Origin of the sequence: Streptomyces sp. SP18BB07, from assembly GCF_036322545.1 — a bacterium.
GTDB lineage: Bacteria > Actinomycetota > Actinomycetes > Streptomycetales > Streptomycetaceae > Streptomyces > Streptomyces deccanensis.
In genome coordinates this window covers 59,545-74,884 of the sequence record NZ_JAQYWT010000340.1, presented here as the reverse complement: position 1 = coordinate 74,884, position 15,340 = coordinate 59,545, and the positions used below count along the sequence as shown (strand labels likewise).

The window sequence follows — 15,340 nt, the reverse complement described above, 5'->3', positions numbered from 1 at the left end:
GCTCAACTCCCCTCATCGGCGCGGCTCCCAGCGGAACCACCGCCGTACAGCAAACACCGCGAGCACGGTCCAGGCCAGCGCGGTGGCGACGGCGCCCAGGGCGTCGTACGCGGACAGGTCGCCGGTCCAGCCACCGCGCACCAGGGTGATGACGGGGCTGAGCGGCAGCAGTTCGCAGAGGGACGCCACCCGGTCGGGCAGCACTTCGAGCGGCACGGTGATGCCCGATCCCAGCAGGGAGACGAACATCAGCGGCAGGCTGGTGACCTGCGCGCTCTCGGAGGTACGGCTGAAGCTCGCGGTGACCGCCGCCAGCGCCACGCACAGCACGACACCGAGCAGCACACCCAGGACGGCCAGGTGGGGCGCGGGCGGCGCTCCGACGTCGAGCAGGATCGAGCAGCCGACCGCCATGAGCAGGCACTGCGCCAGCCCGATGCCGACGGCGGGCAGCGAGGCACCGATGAGGATCTCGGGGTCGCGCAGCTCACCGGTCCGCAGCCGCTTCAGGACGAGTTCCTCACGGCGTACGACGTAGATGTTGGTCAGGGCGGTGTAGATCGCGAAGAGCAGCGAGAAGCCGATGCCGGCGGGCAGGATGACCGTCCCGACGCTCAGTCCCGCCTCCTTCAGGTCCATCTGGTCGGTCGCCGACTTCACGCTGAGCGGCAGCAGCAGCGGGACGAACAACGCCGTGATCAGCGTGGCCCGGCTGCGCCCCAGCAGCGTCAGCTCGGCGCGGGCGAGCGCGGTCATCCGGCCCTTGAGGGTCGTGGTCCCGGCGGTGGGGACGGTCGCCGCGCCTGCCTCCGCCGCCGTACCGGTGGCCCCTGTGGTCGTGCTCATGCCGCTACCCCGTTCTTGCGCGTTTCCGTGTCCGTGCGCGATTCCGTCCCCATGTCCGCGCCCGCGCGCGCCGCCTCCGCCGTCTCCCGCGCGATCCGCAGGAACGCCTCCTCCAGCGAGGCGGACCGCACCTCGAGCCGGCGCAGTTCGACGCGGGCCTGCTCGGCCCAGAGCAGCAGTCCGGTGGCCGCCCGCTGCAGTTCGTCGGTGCGCAGGACCACCACGCGGTCGTGCTCCTCGTGTCCCGTGACGCCGAGTTCGCCGAGGGGTGGCAGGTCGCCGAGGAAGTACCCGGCGGGCAGTTCGAAGGAGATGCGGGACGGCTGGGAGGCGGTCACCTCCGCCGGTGTCCCGGTCGCGGCGACCGTGCCCTCGTGGAGGATGGCGAGCCGGTCGGCCAGGTCCTCCGCCTCCTCCAGGTAGTGCGTGGTGAGCAGCACGGTCGTCCCCGCGTCGCGCAGCTCCCGCACCAGCTCCCAGGTGTCCTGGCGGCCCTCCGCGTCGAGCCCGGTGGTGGGCTCGTCCAGGAACAGCACCTCGGGGCGCCCGAGGAGCGCGAGCGCCAGGTCGAGGCGCCGCTTCTCACCGCCGGACAACTGCTTGACCCGTACGCCGGCCCGGCGCCCGAGCCCGACGATGTCCAGGGCCTCGCCGACGGGACGCGCCCCGCTGGTGCAGCCGGCCCACATCCGTACCGTCTCCGCGACGGTCAGCTCGGAGGGGAAGCCGCCCTCCTGGAGCATCACGCCGATCCGGGGGCGTACGACGGCGCGCTCCCCGTAGGGGTCGTGCCCGAGGACCCGCACGCGGCCGCCGGACGACGGTGCGAGCCCTTCCAGCAGTTCGACCGTCGAGGTCTTCCCCGCGCCGTTGGTGCCGAGAAGTGCGAAGAGTTCGCCCCGGCCGACGGAGAAGGTGATCCCCCGTACGGCCTCGAAACCGCCCCCGTACACGCGCCGCAGGTCGGTGACCTCGATCACGTTCTCGTGATCGTGAGTGTTCACGTCCTCGTGCCCGTTCGTTTTCATGTCTCCAGCGTCCCGGCGGTACGGGGCGTGGGGCAGTGCGCGCTGTCATCACCCGACATGACAAATGTCAGACGGGGTGCGGGAACATGAAGAAGACCCCGGTCCAGTGGACCGGGGTCTTGCTTTCCAGAGCGGACGACGAGGCTCGAACTCGCGACCTCAACCTTGGCAAGGTTGCGCTCTACCAACTGAGCTACGTCCGCATTGCCTCCGACCGGCTCCCACCGATCGGCGCGAAGACCACATTACCTGATCCACAGGAGTGGCTGGTAAGTGATCAGAGCGGGTGACAGGAATTGCACACTGCGCCTTCCCCCTGGAAGGGGGATGTTCTACTACTGAACTACACCCGCGTGACTCCGGTGAGCCGGGCCTTTCGGCCTTGCCCCTCGGCGTGCTCCAGACTCTAGCTGATCCGCCGGGGGGCAACGCAAGTCGGTTGTCCCCGGCATCCAAGTCGACCGCCCCCGGGGCCCGCTGACGGACTCTGAGGACGGCCGACGGAGGCGTGCCTACTGCGCCTCGGTGAACGCCTCGTAGACCCTCTTGGGGATCCGGCCGCGCGCGGGGACCTCCAGCTTGTTGGCCTGGGCCCAGGCGCGTACGGCCGCCGGGTCCGGGGCCACCTGGGTCTGCTTGTACGCCTTGCCCGACCTCGACCGCTTGCGGCCGGCCTCGACGTAGGGCGCGAGCGCCTTACGCAGTTTCTTGGCGTTGGCTTCGTTCAGGTCGATCTCGTACGACTTGCCGTCGAGTCCGAAGGCGATCGTCTCCGCCGCTTCCGAGCCGTCGATGTCGTCGGAGAGAGTGACCACGACACGCTGCGCCACGAATATCGGTCCCTTCGTGCGGCATCTCTCCGTTTGACGTGCCCTGACGTCAGGAAGATGTCGACTGTCCGGCTGTTATTTGGGCAAAGTATCGGCTATTGCCAATTCATTTGTACAGTGCCCGGCATTGCATTGTGAAGACAGACTTAATCTGCCCGCGTGTCCCTCGCGCAATAGGGATCCGAGATCTTTCCCGGAAGTTTTCGTGAGGGTGATCGTCCGATACCTGATCGTGACCGCCGTCACCTGGAATCCCTGTAGTTTCCTACTAATCTACCCGCGTAGAAATTTTGTGCGGGTAGTCTGAAGGAACCTGCTCAGCACCACACACCGGGAGTGCCAGTGGCACGCGTCGTAGTCGACGTCATGCTCAAGCCGGAGATCCTCGACCCCCAGGGCCAGGCGGTGCAGCGCGCGCTGCCGCGCCTCGGTTTCGAGGGCGTCTCCGACGTACGTCAGGGAAAGCGATTCGAACTGGAAGTTGACGGACCGGTGGACGACGCCGCGCTCGCCCGCATCCATGAACTGGCGGAATCCTTCCTCGCCAACACCGTGATCGAGGACTTCACCGTCAAGGTGGAGGAAGTCGCGGAGGTCGGAAAGTGACCGCACGTATTGGCGTCGTCACTTTTCCCGGCAGCCTCGACGACCGGGACACGCAGCGCGCGATCCGGCTCGCCGGTGCCGAGCCCGTCGCTCTCTGGCACAAGGACAAGGACCTCCACCAGGTCGACGCCGTGGTGCTGTGCGGCGGGTTTTCCTACGGCGACTATCTGCGCGCCGGCGCCATCGCGCGCTTCTCGCCGGTGATGGAGACGCTCATCGAGCAGGCGAAGGCCGGACTGCCGGTCCTCGGCATCTGCAACGGCTTCCAGATCCTCACCGAGGCCCACCTCCTCCCGGGCACGATGCTGCGCAACGACCACCTGCACTTCATCTGCCGTGACCAGAAGCTGCGGGTGGAGAACGCCGAGACCTCCTGGACGACCGACTACACGGCCGGCCAGGAGATCCACATCCCGCTGAAGAACAACGACGGGCAGTACGTCGCCGACGCGTACACGCTCGACAAGCTGGAGGCCGAGGGCCGTGTCGCCTTCCGGTACCTCGACTTCAACCCCAACGGCTCCCAGCGCGACATCGCCGGCGTCACCAACGAGACCGGCAACGTGGTGGGCCTCATGCCGCACCCGGAGCACGCCGTGGAGCCGCTGATCGGCACCGGCCGCACCGACGGCCTCCCCTTCTTCACCTCGATCCTCAAGAAGCTGGTCAACGCATGAGCCGGACGCCTCTGGACACGGTCGAGCACGCGGCCGCGACCCCCGACGTCGAGCTGCCCTGGGCCGAACTGGGCCTGAAGAAGGACGAGTACGAGCGGGTCGTCGAGATCCTCGGCCGTCGGCCCACCGGTGCCGAGCTGGCCATGTACTCCGTCATGTGGTCCGAGCACTGCTCGTACAAGTCCTCGAAGGTGCACCTGCGCCAGTTCGGTGAGAAGGCGCCCCAGTCGGACGCCCTGCTCGTCGGCATCGGCGAGAACGCGGGCGTGGTCGACGTCGGCCAGGGCTACGCGGTCACCTTCAAGGTCGAGTCGCACAACCACCCCTCGTACGTCGAGCCCTACCAGGGCGCGGCCACGGGCGTCGGCGGCATCGTGCGCGACATCATCGCGATGGGTGCCCGCCCGGTCGCCGTCGTGGACCCCCTGCGCTTCGGCGCGGCCGACCACCCCGACACCAAGCGCGTCCTGCCGGGCGTCGTCGCCGGCATCGGCGGCTACGGCAACTGCCTGGGCCTGCCGAACATCGGCGGCGAGGTCGTCTTCGACGCCTGCTACCAGGGCAACCCGCTGGTCAACGCCGGTGCCATCGGCGTCATGCGGCACGAGGACATCCACCTCGCGAAGGCCTCCGGCGCCGGCAACAAGGTCATCCTCTACGGTGCCCGCACGGGCGGCGACGGCATCGGCGGCGCCTCGATCCTGGCCTCCGAGACCTTCGACGACGCCAAGCCCTCCAAGCGGCCCGCCGTCCAGGTCGGCGACCCCTTCCAGGAGAAGCTCCTCATCGAGTGCACCCTGGAGGCGTTCAAGGAGAAGCTGGTCGTCGGCATCCAGGACCTCGGCGCTGCCGGCCTGTCCTGCGCCACGTCCGAGCTGGCCTCGAACGGCTCCGGCGGCATGCGCGTGACGCTCGACGACGTCCCGCTCCGCGACTCCACGCTCTCGCCCGAGGAGATCCTCATGAGCGAGTCGCAGGAACGCATGTGCGCGGTCGTGGAGCCGGAGAAGGTCGACCGGTTCCTGGAGATCTGCGACAAGTGGGACGTCATCGCCACGGTGATCGGCGAGGTCACCGACGGCGACCGCCTGGAGATCTACTGGCACGGCGGCAAGATCGTCGACGTCGACCCGCGCACGGTCGCGCACGACGGCCCGGTCTACGAGCGCCCGTACGCCCGCCCGTCCTGGCAGGACGAGCTCCAGGCGGACGACGCGAACAAGCTGCCGCGCCCGGCGACGTCCGAGGAGCTGAGGGACCAGGTCCTGAAGCTGGTGGCGTCCCCCAACCAGGCCTCGAAGTCCTGGATCACCTCGCAGTACGACCACTTCGTGCAGGGCAACACGGTCCTCGCCCAGCCCGAGGACTCCGGCATGATCCGCGTCGACGAGGAGAGCGGCCTGGGTGTCGCCATCGCGACCGACGGCAACGGCCGCTACGCCAAGCTGGACCCGTACCACGGCGCCCAGCTGGCCCTGGCGGAGGCGTACCGCAACGTCGCCACCACCGGCGCCAAGCCGCTCGCCGTCTCCGACTGCCTGAACTTCGGCTCGCCCGAGGACCCGGCGGTCATGTGGCAGTTCGCCGAGGCCGTGCGCGGTCTGGCGGACGCCTGCCAGCAGCTGGGCACCCCGGTGACCGGCGGCAACGTCTCGCTCTACAACCAGACGGGCGAGGTGGCCATCCACCCCACGCCGGTCGTCGCGGTCCTGGGCGTCATCGACGATGTCGCGCGCCGCACACCGGTCGCCTTCCAGGAGGAGGGCCAGCTGCTCTACCTGCTCGGCGACACCCGTGAGGAGTTCGGCGGCTCGGCCTGGTCCCAGGTCGTCCACGACCACCTCGGCGGACTGCCCCCGCAGGTCGACCTGGAGCGCGAGCGCCTGCTCGCCGAGATCCTGATCTCCGCCTCCCGCGACGGCATGATCGACTCCGCGCACGACCTCTCCGACGGCGGTCTGATCCAGGCGGTCGTGGAATCGGCGCTGCTCGGCGGCAAAGGCGCGCGCCTGATCGTCCCCGACGGTCTGGACGCGTTCACCTTCCTCCTCTCGGAGTCGGCCGGCCGCGCCGTCGTGGCCGTCCCCCGCTCCGAGGAGGTCCGCTTCAACGACATGTGCGGCGCCCGGGGGCTCCCGGTCACGCGCATCGGTGTCGTGGACGGTGACGCGGTCGAGATCCAGGGCGAGTTCACCCTCACCCTGGAGGAGCTGCGGGTCGCCCACGAGGGGACGATTCCGGCGCTGCTGGCGTAGTCGGTACGACGGTGAAGGAGCCGCTCGGATGGCCTTCCGGGCGGGTCCTTCTTCTCGGCTGTTTCGCTCAGCGGACGTAGTTCTTGAGGATCTCTGTGTCCAGTTCGATGTCCATCGGGTCGGGGAGGCAGACCTTCTCGCCGAACTTCGCGGTGTGGATGTCGCGGTAGCCGCCGACCCGGGGGTCGGGGCTGCTGTGCACGGTGACCGTGCATGAGTCCCGGTCGATCAGCAGGTACAGCGGGATCCCGGACTCCCCGTAAGCGGCTGGCTTCTCATGCCGGTCCCGCCGGTCGGTGTCCGAGTCGTACGACGTGACCTCGACGACCATGAGGGCCCCGTGGGGGTCGGCCCACTCACCGTGCCCCGCGAAGTGCGCCTCGGGGGTGACCACCGCGTCCGGCTTCGCTCTGCCCTGCCGGTACGTGTCGACCCGGAGCCCCTGGGCCTGGTACACGTCCAGGTCGGGCCTTAACTGCATACACCGCCGGGTCAGCCAGGACACGATCGTGCTGTGGTCCCCGTCCGTCACCTGCTTGACTCCGATCCGTCCGTTGATGAACTCCAACGTGACGGTCTCGGGAGCGGCGGACGCGATCGTTTCGAACTCTTCCACCGACATCTGAGACGTGCGCTCGGCCATAACCGTCATGTTGCCCCCCTTTCTGGGCGAAGGCCAGTGTCGCAAGTGGGCGTCGGAGCGGGGCGCGCTTCGCCGTCGACCACACTTTCGAGTGACCGGGAGTCCGCGCAGGCGCGGCCGCATACGCTCACCCCATGCCCCCCGCCAGGAAACGCCCCCGCGCCTACGACCCCGCCAAGACCCGCAAGGCGGTGCTGGCCCAGTTCGGGAACGTACGGGAGGCCGTGGAGGGACTCGGCGCGGAGCAGCTCGCCTCGCCGACGCGGCTCGGGGAGTGGACCGTGCGGGACCTGGCCGCGCACCTCACCATGGCCGTGGAGAGCGTCAGCCGGGCCCTGGAGCGGCCGGAGCCCGCGAAGGCCGAGCTGCATCCGCTCGACTATGCCGCCGCGACCGCCGTCCACGCGTCCGCCATCGCCGAGGGGAGCCGCAACCTGGCCGAGGCCCACCCCGACCTCGCCGCCCTCTACGCGGACGTGGAGCGGCGGATCACCGACGCGCTCGAGGCAGCCCCGCAGGGTCGGATCATCGACACCCGGGCCGGCGGCATGCTGCTCGACGACTACCTGGTCACCCGCACGATCGAGCTGGTCGTCCACACCGACGACCTGAACGCCGCGGTCCCCGGCCTCGACGTCCCCTTCGACCGGACCGCCCTCGCCACCTGCGTCCGGCTGCTCGCCGACACCCTCGCCGCCCGGGCGCCCGGCGGCTCCACGGAGGTGCGGATCCCGCCGTACGCCGTCGTGCAGTGCGTGGAGGGGCCCCGGCACACTCGGGGCACCCCGCCGAACGTCGTCGAGACGGATCCGCTGACCTGGATCCGGCTCGCGACCGGCCGGGTGGAGTGGGCCGCCGCCCTGGACGGGGCCGAGGTCAGCGCGAGCGGCGAGCGGGCGGACCTGAGCGGGCTGCTGCCCCTGATGCGCTGATCCGGGCCACGAAACCCGGTGGAACCACCCATGCACCCCACCCGTCCCACCGCCATGGACAAGCGACTGACCCTCACCGCCCTGGCACTGCTCCCGCTCCCGCTGCTCGCGGCCTGCGGCACCGAGTCGGCCGGCGACTCCGGCAGCGGCAACGTCGGCTCGGCCGCCACGAAGTCCTCGGTCACCGGCGTCCGCTGGAAGGTCGACAGCCTGACCGTGGGCGGGAAGACCGAGAAGGCCCCCGACAGCGCCTATCTGAAGATCGCCGACAACGGCGACGTCGACGGCAACTACGGCTGCAACACCTTCGGTTCCACCGCCGCCTTCGAGGACGACGGCATCGACTTCGAGACCGCCCGGTCCACCGAGATGGCCTGCGGCGACGCCCTGATGACGTTCGAGAAGAGCTTCGCCCGCACCCTCGACACCGAGAAGTTCACGGCCGAGACCACCGGCGACGGCAAGCTCACCCTCACCACCGGAGACGGCGACACCGTCGAGCTGACCGAGGAGAAGCCCGCGGAGCTCTACGGCACCAAGTGGCGGATCGACTCCCTCATGGACCACGACGTCGCCACCTCGCTCCCCGAGGCCGCCCGGGGCAAGGCCTGGTTCACCCTCGACAAGAAGGCGGGCACCCTCAGCGGAAGCGTCGGCTGCAACGACATCTCCGCGAAGGCCACGGTGAGCGAGGACGAGATCACCCTCGGCAACCCGAGGACCACCCGCAAGATGTGCTCCGATTCACTCATGGCCGCCGAGCGCAGCCTTCTGGACCTCTTCAAGGGCACGGTGAAGTATCGGATCGATCACCGCGGTATCACGCTGACCAGCGAAAACAACGCGGGTGTCGGAGCCGTCGCCGACAAGTGACGTGCGGCGGGCCGCAGTCGGGGACCGGGGCGGGCGAGATCACCGGATTCGGACCGGTGCGCGATCTCGCCTACACTCGGTGGCGTGCCACGTGGTGACGGACGACTCAACCACGACCTTCTCCCCGGCGAGAAAGGCCCCCAGGACGCGTGTGGCGTCTTCGGTGTCTGGGCGCCGGGCGAAGAGGTCGCGAAGCTCACTTACTTCGGGCTCTACGCCCTCCAGCATCGGGGCCAGGAATCCGCGGGTATCGCGGTCAGCAACGGCTCCCAGATCCTCGTCTTCAAGGACATGGGCCTCGTTTCCCAGGTCTTCGACGAGACCTCGCTCGGTTCCCTCCAGGGTCACATCGCGGTCGGTCACGCCCGCTACTCGACCACCGGCGCCTCCGTCTGGGAGAACGCCCAGCCCACGTTCCGTGCGACCGCGCACGGCTCCATCGCCCTCGGCCACAACGGCAACCTGGTCAACACCGCCCAGCTCGCCGAGATGGTCGCCGACCTGCCCAAGCAGGAGGGCCGTACGCCGCGCGTCGCGGCCACCAACGACACCGACCTGCTCACCGCGCTCCTCGCGGCCCAGGTCGACCCCGAGGGCAAGCCGCTGACCATCGAGGAGGCCGCCCTCACGGTCCTCCCGCAGGTGCGCGGCGCCTTCTCCCTCGTCTTCATGGACGAGCACACCCTCTACGCCGCCCGTGACCCGCAGGGCATCCGCCCGCTGGTCCTCGGCCGGCTGGAGCGCGGCTGGGTCGTCGCCTCCGAGTCCGCCGCCCTCGACATCTGCGGTGCCGCCTACGTCCGCGAGATCGAGCCGGGCGAGTTCATCGCCATCGACGAGAACGGTCTGCGCAGCTCCCGATTCGCGGAAGCGAAGCCCAAGGGCTGTGTCTTCGAGTACGTCTACCTGGCCCGCCCGGACACCGACATCGCCGGCCGGAACGTGTACCTCTCCCGCGTGGAGATGGGCCGCAAGCTGGCCAAGGAAGCCCCTGTCGAGGCCGACCTGGTCATAGCGACCCCGGAGTCCGGCACCCCGGCCGCCATCGGCTACGCGGAGGCCTCGGGCATCCCGTTCGGTGCGGGTCTGGTGAAGAACGCGTACGTCGGACGTACGTTCATCCAGCCCTCCCAGACGATCCGCCAGCTCGGTATCCGGCTGAAGCTGAACCCGCTGAAGGAAGTCATCAAGGGCAAGCGCCTGGTGGTCGTCGACGACTCGATCGTCCGCGGCAACACCCAGCGCGCACTGGTCCGGATGCTCCGCGAGGCGGGCGCCGCCGAGGTCCACATCCGGATCTCGTCCCCGCCCGTGAAGTGGCCCTGCTTCTTCGGCATCGACTTCGCCACCCGCGCCGAGCTCATCGCCAACGGCATGACGATCGACGAGATCGGCACCTCCCTGGGCGCCGACTCCCTGGCCTACATCTCCATCGACGGCATGATCGAGGCGACCACCATCGCCAAGCCGAACCTCTGCCGCGCCTGCTTCGACGGCGAGTACCCGATGGAGCTGCCGGACCCCGAGCTGCTCGGTAAGCAGCTCCTGGAGACCGAGCTGGCGGCCGGACCCGCCGCCACGGCCGCGGCCGACGCGATCCGTCGCCCGTAAGACTGCCCGTAGAGAGCCGGTAACACCTGCTTACCTGCCGCAGTACGACACGAAAGTTCTCACCGTCATGTCTGAGACAACTGGTGCCAGCTACGCAGCCGCGGGCGTCGACATCGAGGCGGGCGACCGCGCCGTAGAGCTGATGAAGGAGTGGGTGAAGAAGACCCAGCGCCCCGAGGTCCTGGGCGGCCTCGGCGGCTTCGCCGGCCTCTTCGACGCCTCCGCCCTCAAGCGCTACGAGCGTCCGCTGCTCGCCTCCGCCACGGACGGCGTCGGCACGAAGGTCGACATCGCGCGTCAGCTGGGCGTGTACGACACCATCGGCCACGACCTGGTCGCCATGGTGATGGACGACATCGTGGTCTGCGGCGCCGAACCGCTGTTCATGACCGACTACATCTGTGTCGGCAAGGTCCACCCCGAGCGGGTCGCCGCCATCGTCAAGGGCATCGCCGAGGGCTGTGTGCTCGCCGGCTGCGCCCTCGTCGGCGGCGAGACCGCCGAGCACCCCGGTCTGCTCGGCCCGGACGACTTCGACGTCGCCGGCGCCGGCACGGGCGTGGTCGAGGCCGAGCGCCTCCTCGGCCCGGATCGTATCCGTACGGGTGACGCGGTCATCGCCATGGCGGCCTCCGGCCTTCACTCGAACGGGTACTCGCTCGTCCGGCACGTCCTGCTCAACCAGGCGGGCCTCTCCCTGGACGCCGAGATCGCCGAACTCGGCCGCACCCTCGGCGCGGAACTCCTGGAGCCGACCAAGATCTACTCGCTGGACTGTCTGGCCCTCACCCGCACCACCGAGGTCCACGCCTTCAGCCACGTCACCGGCGGCGGCCTGGCCGCCAACCTGGCCCGTGTGATCCCCGACACCCTGCACGCCACGGTGGACCGCTCCACCTGGACCCCGGCCCCGATCTTCGACCTGGTCGGCACCACCGGTCAGGTCGAACGCCTGGAGCTGGAGAAGACCCTGAACATGGGCGTGGGCATGATCGCCATCGTCCCCCAGGAGTCGGCGGACGTGGCCCTGACCACCTTGGCAGACCGCGGCGTCGAGGCCTGGGTGGCGGGCGAGATCACCGACCGCGCCGACCACACCACCGGCGCCGAACTGGTCGGCGACTACGCACGAGCCTGAACGGCGACGCATGCCGGGCACGCCAAAAGCGCCCCCGATGGGTCGAAGACCCAAAAGGGGCGCGGGGAACTGCGCGATCAGCCACGAGGAACCCGCGGCCGCGAACGCACAGTGACCCCCGAGCTATGAGGCGCCCGGCTACTCCCAGCGGAGCGAACACGCACAAAACCCGGTCCGGCGGAGCAACCCGCCCGGACCGGGTGGAGCGCGGCTAGATCGTCAAGCGCCGCGACGATGAGAGGCGGGACCGGACTGATCGTCCTCGTCGTCCTCATCGTCGTTGTAAAGATCCGCGTACTGGGAGTACAGGTTGTCTTCGTCCTCGTCGTCGTCCTCGAACGGCTCGCCGTTCGGTGGTTGGCTCGAAGTCGAAGCGCCCAGCTCGCTGGCCAGACGCGACAGGTCAGTCCCGCCGCTGTTGTACTTCAGCTGGCGGGCGACCTTCGTCTGCTTGGCCTTGGCCCGGCCGCGCCCCATGGCTCGACCCCCTCGGTGACGGGGCTCGACGGCCCCAGAGTCTTGACACGCGTTCATGATCTGGAACGGGCTCTCCGTGGAGAGACCGGTCCGTAGGGCTTCCACGGTACCTGAGCCCACGCCCATACGGTACGTCGCCCGCAGGACGTGCCCGTGCCCAGAACCTGCGAGGAGCCCTTTCCCCGCTGGTCAACGGTGATTTTAACCGTTTCTGAGCGGGCGACCCGCCGACGGAAGTGAGAGTTCTCTCTAAAGCCGCCGCCGGGTACCGCGGGCGCCGCGCGGAAGCCGCACGGCGCCCCTCCCCAAGGCTCAGCGACCGCGCCCCGCGGCCGCCTCGTGCATCCGCTGCTCGGCGATCCGGTCGGCTGCGGCGGCTGGCGGAATGCCATCCATCTTCGCACGTGCGAAGATCGCCAGTGTGGTGTCGAAGATCTTCGCCGCTTTCCCCTTGCACCGGTCGAAGTCGAACCCGTGGAGCTCGTCGGCGACCTGGATGACTCCGCCGGCGTTCACCACGTAGTCCGGCGCGTAGAGGATCCCGCGGTCGGCGAGGTCCTTCTCGACGCCCGGGTGCGCGAGCTGGTTGTTGGCCGCGCCGCACACCACCTTGGCGGTCAGCACGGGCACGGAGTCGTCGTTCAGGGCCCCGCCGAGCGCGCAGGGGGCGTAGATGTCGAGTCCCTCGGTCCGGATCAGCGCGTCGGTGTGCGCGACGGCGGTGACGCCTGCCGGATGCCGGTCGAGGATGCGCCGTACGGCGTCCGCGCGCACGTCCGTGATTACGACCTCGGCGCCCTCGGCCCGCAGGTGCTCCACGAGGTGGTGGCCGACCTTGCCGACGCCCGCGATCCCGACCTTGCGGTCGCGCAGCGACGGATCGCCCCACAGGTGCTGGGCGGAGGCCCGCATGCCCTGGTAGACGCCGAAGGCGGTGAGGACGGAGGAGTCTCCGGCGCCGCCGTTCTCGGGGGAGCGGCCGGTGGTCCAGCGGCACTCGCGCGCCACGACGTCCATGTCGGCGACATAGGTGCCGACGTCGCATGCGGTGACGTACCGGCCACCGAGGGAGGCCACGAACCGTCCGTAGGCGAGCAGCAGCTCCTCGCTCTTGATCCGGTCGGGGTCGCCGATGATCACGGCCTTGCCGCCGCCGTGGTCGAGACCGGCCATGGCGTTCTTGTACGACATGCCGCGCGCGAGGTTCAGGGCGTCGGCGACGGCCTCCGCCTCGGTCGCGTACGGATAGAAGCGCGTGCCGCCGAGTGCGGGGCCGAGCGCGGTGGAGTGGAGGGCGATGACGGCCTTGAGGCCGCTGGCCCGGTCCTGGCAGAGCACGACTTGCTCGTGACCGCCCTGGTCCGAGTGGAACAGGGTGTGCAGGACGCCGTCAGATACTTCGGTCACTGTGGTGACTCCTGGGTAAGAAGCGGCGGTGGGTGACAGGCTCCCGTACGGGTGGCGGGGTCTGTGAGCATGAGGGTAGAGCCTGCGTCCGCCGTACAGCGGCGCAGCCTCAGGATCACCCCCCGGCCGGAGTACGCACGTGGTGCGATCCGCACAGTTTTCGGGCCCGCCCGTGTGCGGGTTCGGCAGGTTTCCCCGGTGGCAGCCGGGGGAGGGAGCAGGCGTGCCCAAGGTGTCCTCGGTGATCGTCCCGTACGCGTCCTACCTCCGCGTGTACGAGCCGCTGGCGGCCTTCCCCGAGCCCGAGCGCGGCCACTGGGCCCGCTACGCCCGGCGCCCCGACCGCCCCTCGTACCAGGACGAGCTGCGCCGCTCGCTGGCCGACCTGCTGCCGACCCCGCCGGTGCCGGTGCCGGTGCACGAGAGCGACGACGCCTTCGTGCTGGAGGTCGACGGGGTGGTCTGTGTCTGCCCCTGGCGGACCCGGCTGCGCGGCTGGCAGGCGCTCGGCGACCTGGCCGAGGAGCTGCCCGCCCCGGTGCTGGACGCGGTGCTGCCGCCGCTGGTCCGCCACCAGGCGAGCCAGGACTACGAGCGCTGGATGGCCGGCAACCCGGACGCCCGGCCGTGGATCCGCACCGCGACCTGGCAGGTGCCGCTGAACTGGTTCGTCCTCGTCTCGGACGAGGAGCGCACGTACGAGAAGGGGTCGGGCGAGAAGGGATCCGGCGAGATCTCGCCGGTGCTTCGCTATCGCACTCCCATGGTGCAGGCCCGGCGGCGCGTGGCGCGGGGGCTGCGGGCCCTGCGGGACGCCATCGACGAGGGGCCGCTCATCGACGGTCTGATCGACGTGGGCCGCTGGCTGGAGGAGTTCCACCCGCGCTCGCTCGTCGAGCTGGACTACGGCGGCCTGGTGCACGTCCTGCCCGCGGAGGAACTGGACGGCGACCACTCCGCGGCCGATGTCGCCGAGGGCATCGAGGCCCTGCGCGGCGGGGACGGTCTCGCCGCCGGGGAGGCCTACGGGCGCCTGGTCGAGCGCTGGCGGGCGGTACGGGACCGGCGCTCGGCGAACTGAACTGGTCCGAACCGGTTGAACCGGCTCAACCTCGCGTCCGTACTTGTGACTTGTGAGGCCGGTGGGAAAAGGCTTTCCATGAAAGCCGAACCGTGGTGAACTGTCCACCCTTGACCCAAGCTTGACGCAACGCAGTGACCTGCGGGTGTCATCGGGGGACGTAGGTCACCGATCCGGGCTTTTGTGTCAAGAAGCCGCCAAGCGTGACGGATTGCACTTACGCGGGCCTTGCCTCTTACGCACCTCCTCGTGTCAAAATAGGACAAGGAGCCCGGGGGAGGCTCCTTCTGCCCACGTAAGGGTGGAATCTCAGCATTGCACGCTATTGGGGGGTCTCGTGACTCCTGCACGCCACTGTGACTGATCGTCACAGTGGCGTGACTGTCCGCTATGGCATGGTCCATCGGCATCCGTCGCTGATGAACACCTGGGAGGGCAATTCCATCGGTTTGGCCGACGCGGCTGGACAGATGGTGTAGTTGTAGTGCCGAGGACAAGCCGTTCGTCCTATAACCGACTCGACTCGCGTCCGCCATTTCGGGCAACGCGGGTCAAGGTGCAGAATTTAGAGGAAAGAACCGAGAAGGTTCGGTTCTCCCGAGGAGGCCGCTCATGACCGCTCGCACCCCTGATGCCGAGCCGCTGCTGACCCCGGCTGAGGTCGCCACCATGTTCCGCGTCGACCCCAAGACGGTCACGCGGTGGGCGAAGGCCGGCAAGCTCACGTCCATCCGCACGCTCGGCGGACACCGCCGTTACCGCGAGGCTGAGGTCCGCGCACTGCTCGCGGGCATTCCGCAGCAGCGCAGCGAGGCCTGAACAACCGCATGACAGGGCATTTCGGCTGGTCCCCCAATCGGCCGGAAGCCTGAGAAGCACCGCTCAACAGCTTCGAACGACGCGGGTTCTGCCCCAACAGATCCCACGCCCGAGCCA

The 15,340-nt window shown here is 69.3% G+C and carries 15 protein-coding genes and 2 tRNA genes; 9 read left to right on the top strand and 8 right to left on the bottom strand.

What is annotated here, in order from left to right:
* Nucleotides 1-12: 12 nt before the first annotated feature.
* From PUR53_RS28485 to PUR53_RS28465, 5 genes are all read right to left on the bottom strand, one after another.
* Complete coding sequence (locus tag PUR53_RS28485; RefSeq protein ID WP_443078332.1) at nt 13-846, bottom strand: ABC transporter permease; 834 nt, start codon at nt 844-846, stop codon at nt 13-15.
* The gene (locus PUR53_RS28480) at nt 843-1,874 is read right to left on the bottom strand and encodes an ABC transporter ATP-binding protein (RefSeq protein ID WP_329910094.1); all 1,032 of its coding nucleotides are present in this window, start codon (nt 1,872-1,874) and stop codon (nt 843-845) included. The genes PUR53_RS28485 and PUR53_RS28480 overlap by 4 nt, the downstream gene beginning before the upstream one ends.
* A 130-nt stretch (nt 1,875-2,004) precedes the next feature.
* A tRNA-Gly gene (locus PUR53_RS28475) sits at nt 2,005-2,077 on the bottom strand.
* A 78-nt stretch (nt 2,078-2,155) separates the two neighbouring features.
* A tRNA-Gly gene (locus tag PUR53_RS28470) sits at nt 2,156-2,227 on the bottom strand.
* A gap of 159 nt (nt 2,228-2,386) precedes the next feature.
* Nucleotides 2,387-2,704 (bottom strand): histone-like nucleoid-structuring protein Lsr2, encoded by a 318-nt coding sequence (locus PUR53_RS28465; protein ID WP_239755692.1) that lies wholly within the window; start codon nt 2,702-2,704, stop codon nt 2,387-2,389.
* A gap of 342 nt (nt 2,705-3,046) precedes the next feature.
* Here PUR53_RS28465 and purS point away from each other — a divergent pair, with 342 nt between their 5' ends.
* From purS to purL, 3 genes are read left to right on the top strand one after another with little or no spacing between them, the layout of a single operon-like run.
* Nucleotides 3,047-3,310: a phosphoribosylformylglycinamidine synthase subunit PurS gene (gene purS, locus PUR53_RS28460; protein WP_033526749.1), complete on the top strand. Its 264-nt coding sequence runs from the start codon at nt 3,047-3,049 to the stop codon at nt 3,308-3,310.
* The gene (gene purQ / locus PUR53_RS28455; protein ID WP_329901967.1) at nt 3,307-3,987 is read left to right on the top strand and encodes a phosphoribosylformylglycinamidine synthase subunit PurQ; all 681 of its coding nucleotides are present in this window, start codon (nt 3,307-3,309) and stop codon (nt 3,985-3,987) included. The genes purS and purQ overlap by 4 nt, the downstream gene beginning before the upstream one ends.
* Nucleotides 3,984-6,242, top strand: a complete 2,259-nt coding sequence (gene purL, locus PUR53_RS28450; RefSeq protein WP_329910093.1) for a phosphoribosylformylglycinamidine synthase subunit PurL — start codon at nt 3,984-3,986, stop codon at nt 6,240-6,242. Before purQ ends, purL begins: the two co-directional genes overlap by 4 nt.
* 67 nt (nt 6,243-6,309) lie before the next feature.
* On the opposite strand, the gene PUR53_RS28445 is transcribed toward purL, so the two are convergent.
* Nucleotides 6,310-6,894: a Uma2 family endonuclease gene (locus tag PUR53_RS28445; protein ID WP_329901969.1), complete on the bottom strand. Its 585-nt coding sequence runs from the start codon at nt 6,892-6,894 to the stop codon at nt 6,310-6,312.
* Nucleotides 6,895-7,019: 125 nt separating this feature from the next.
* Between PUR53_RS28445 and PUR53_RS28440 the strand changes: the two genes are divergently transcribed.
* The 4 genes from PUR53_RS28440 (at nt 7,020) to purM (ending at nt 11,439) form a co-directional block, all read left to right on the top strand.
* Complete coding sequence (locus PUR53_RS28440; RefSeq protein ID WP_329910092.1) at nt 7,020-7,817, top strand: maleylpyruvate isomerase family mycothiol-dependent enzyme; 798 nt, start codon at nt 7,020-7,022, stop codon at nt 7,815-7,817.
* 54 nt (nt 7,818-7,871) lie between these two features.
* Nucleotides 7,872-8,690: an META domain-containing protein gene (locus PUR53_RS28435; protein ID WP_329910273.1), complete on the top strand. Its 819-nt coding sequence runs from the start codon at nt 7,872-7,874 to the stop codon at nt 8,688-8,690.
* A gap of 84 nt (nt 8,691-8,774) precedes the next feature.
* Entirely contained in the window at nt 8,775-10,301 is a 1,527-nt protein-coding gene (gene purF / locus PUR53_RS28430; protein ID WP_329901971.1) for an amidophosphoribosyltransferase, read from the top strand.
* A 67-nt stretch (nt 10,302-10,368) separates the two neighbouring features.
* The gene (gene purM / locus PUR53_RS28425; RefSeq protein ID WP_329901972.1) at nt 10,369-11,439 is read left to right on the top strand and encodes a phosphoribosylformylglycinamidine cyclo-ligase; all 1,071 of its coding nucleotides are present in this window, start codon (nt 10,369-10,371) and stop codon (nt 11,437-11,439) included.
* A gap of 219 nt (nt 11,440-11,658) precedes the next feature.
* Here purM and PUR53_RS28420 read toward each other — a convergent pair whose 3' ends face one another.
* Entirely contained in the window at nt 11,659-11,916 is a 258-nt protein-coding gene (locus PUR53_RS28420; protein WP_329901973.1) for a DUF3073 domain-containing protein, read from the bottom strand.
* Nucleotides 11,917-12,228: 312 nt separating this feature from the next.
* On the bottom strand, nt 12,229-13,323 hold the full coding sequence (locus PUR53_RS28415; protein ID WP_329901974.1) for a Leu/Phe/Val dehydrogenase: 1,095 nt from the start codon (nt 13,321-13,323) through the stop codon (nt 12,229-12,231).
* Nucleotides 13,324-13,546: 223 nt separating this feature from the next.
* On the opposite strand from PUR53_RS28415, the gene PUR53_RS28410 reads away from it, so the two are divergent.
* Together PUR53_RS28410 and bldC are read left to right on the top strand one after the other, a co-directional pair.
* Nucleotides 13,547-14,404, top strand: a complete 858-nt coding sequence (locus PUR53_RS28410) for a hypothetical protein (protein WP_239755684.1) — start codon at nt 13,547-13,549, stop codon at nt 14,402-14,404.
* A gap of 612 nt (nt 14,405-15,016) precedes the next feature.
* Nucleotides 15,017-15,223, top strand: coding sequence for a developmental transcriptional regulator BldC (gene bldC, locus PUR53_RS28405; RefSeq protein WP_003949541.1), 207 nt, complete (start codon nt 15,017-15,019; stop codon nt 15,221-15,223).
* The last annotated feature ends 117 nt before the right edge of the window (nt 15,224-15,340 follow it).

What these genes read in the sequence shown, in the direction of transcription:
- PUR53_RS28440 (WP_329910092.1), top strand. Translation starts at nt 7,020, where the DNA reads ATGCCCCCCGCCAGGAAACGCCCCCGCGCCTACGACCCCGCCAAGACC.
- PUR53_RS28485 (WP_443078332.1), bottom strand. Translation starts at nt 846, where the DNA reads ATGAGCACGACCACAGGGGCCACCGGTACGGCGGCGGAGGCAGGCGCG.
- purL (WP_329910093.1), top strand. Translation starts at nt 3,984, where the DNA reads ATGAGCCGGACGCCTCTGGACACGGTCGAGCACGCGGCCGCGACCCCC.
- PUR53_RS28445 (WP_329901969.1), bottom strand. Translation starts at nt 6,894, where the DNA reads ATGACGGTTATGGCCGAGCGCACGTCTCAGATGTCGGTGGAAGAGTTC.
- bldC (WP_003949541.1), top strand. Translation starts at nt 15,017, where the DNA reads ATGACCGCTCGCACCCCTGATGCCGAGCCGCTGCTGACCCCGGCTGAG.
- PUR53_RS28420 (WP_329901973.1), bottom strand. Translation starts at nt 11,916, where the DNA reads ATGGGGCGCGGCCGGGCCAAGGCCAAGCAGACGAAGGTCGCCCGCCAG.
- purM (WP_329901972.1), top strand. Translation starts at nt 10,369, where the DNA reads ATGTCTGAGACAACTGGTGCCAGCTACGCAGCCGCGGGCGTCGACATC.
- PUR53_RS28480 (WP_329910094.1), bottom strand. Translation starts at nt 1,874, where the DNA reads ATGAAAACGAACGGGCACGAGGACGTGAACACTCACGATCACGAGAAC.
- PUR53_RS28435 (WP_329910273.1), top strand. Translation starts at nt 7,872, where the DNA reads ATGGACAAGCGACTGACCCTCACCGCCCTGGCACTGCTCCCGCTCCCG.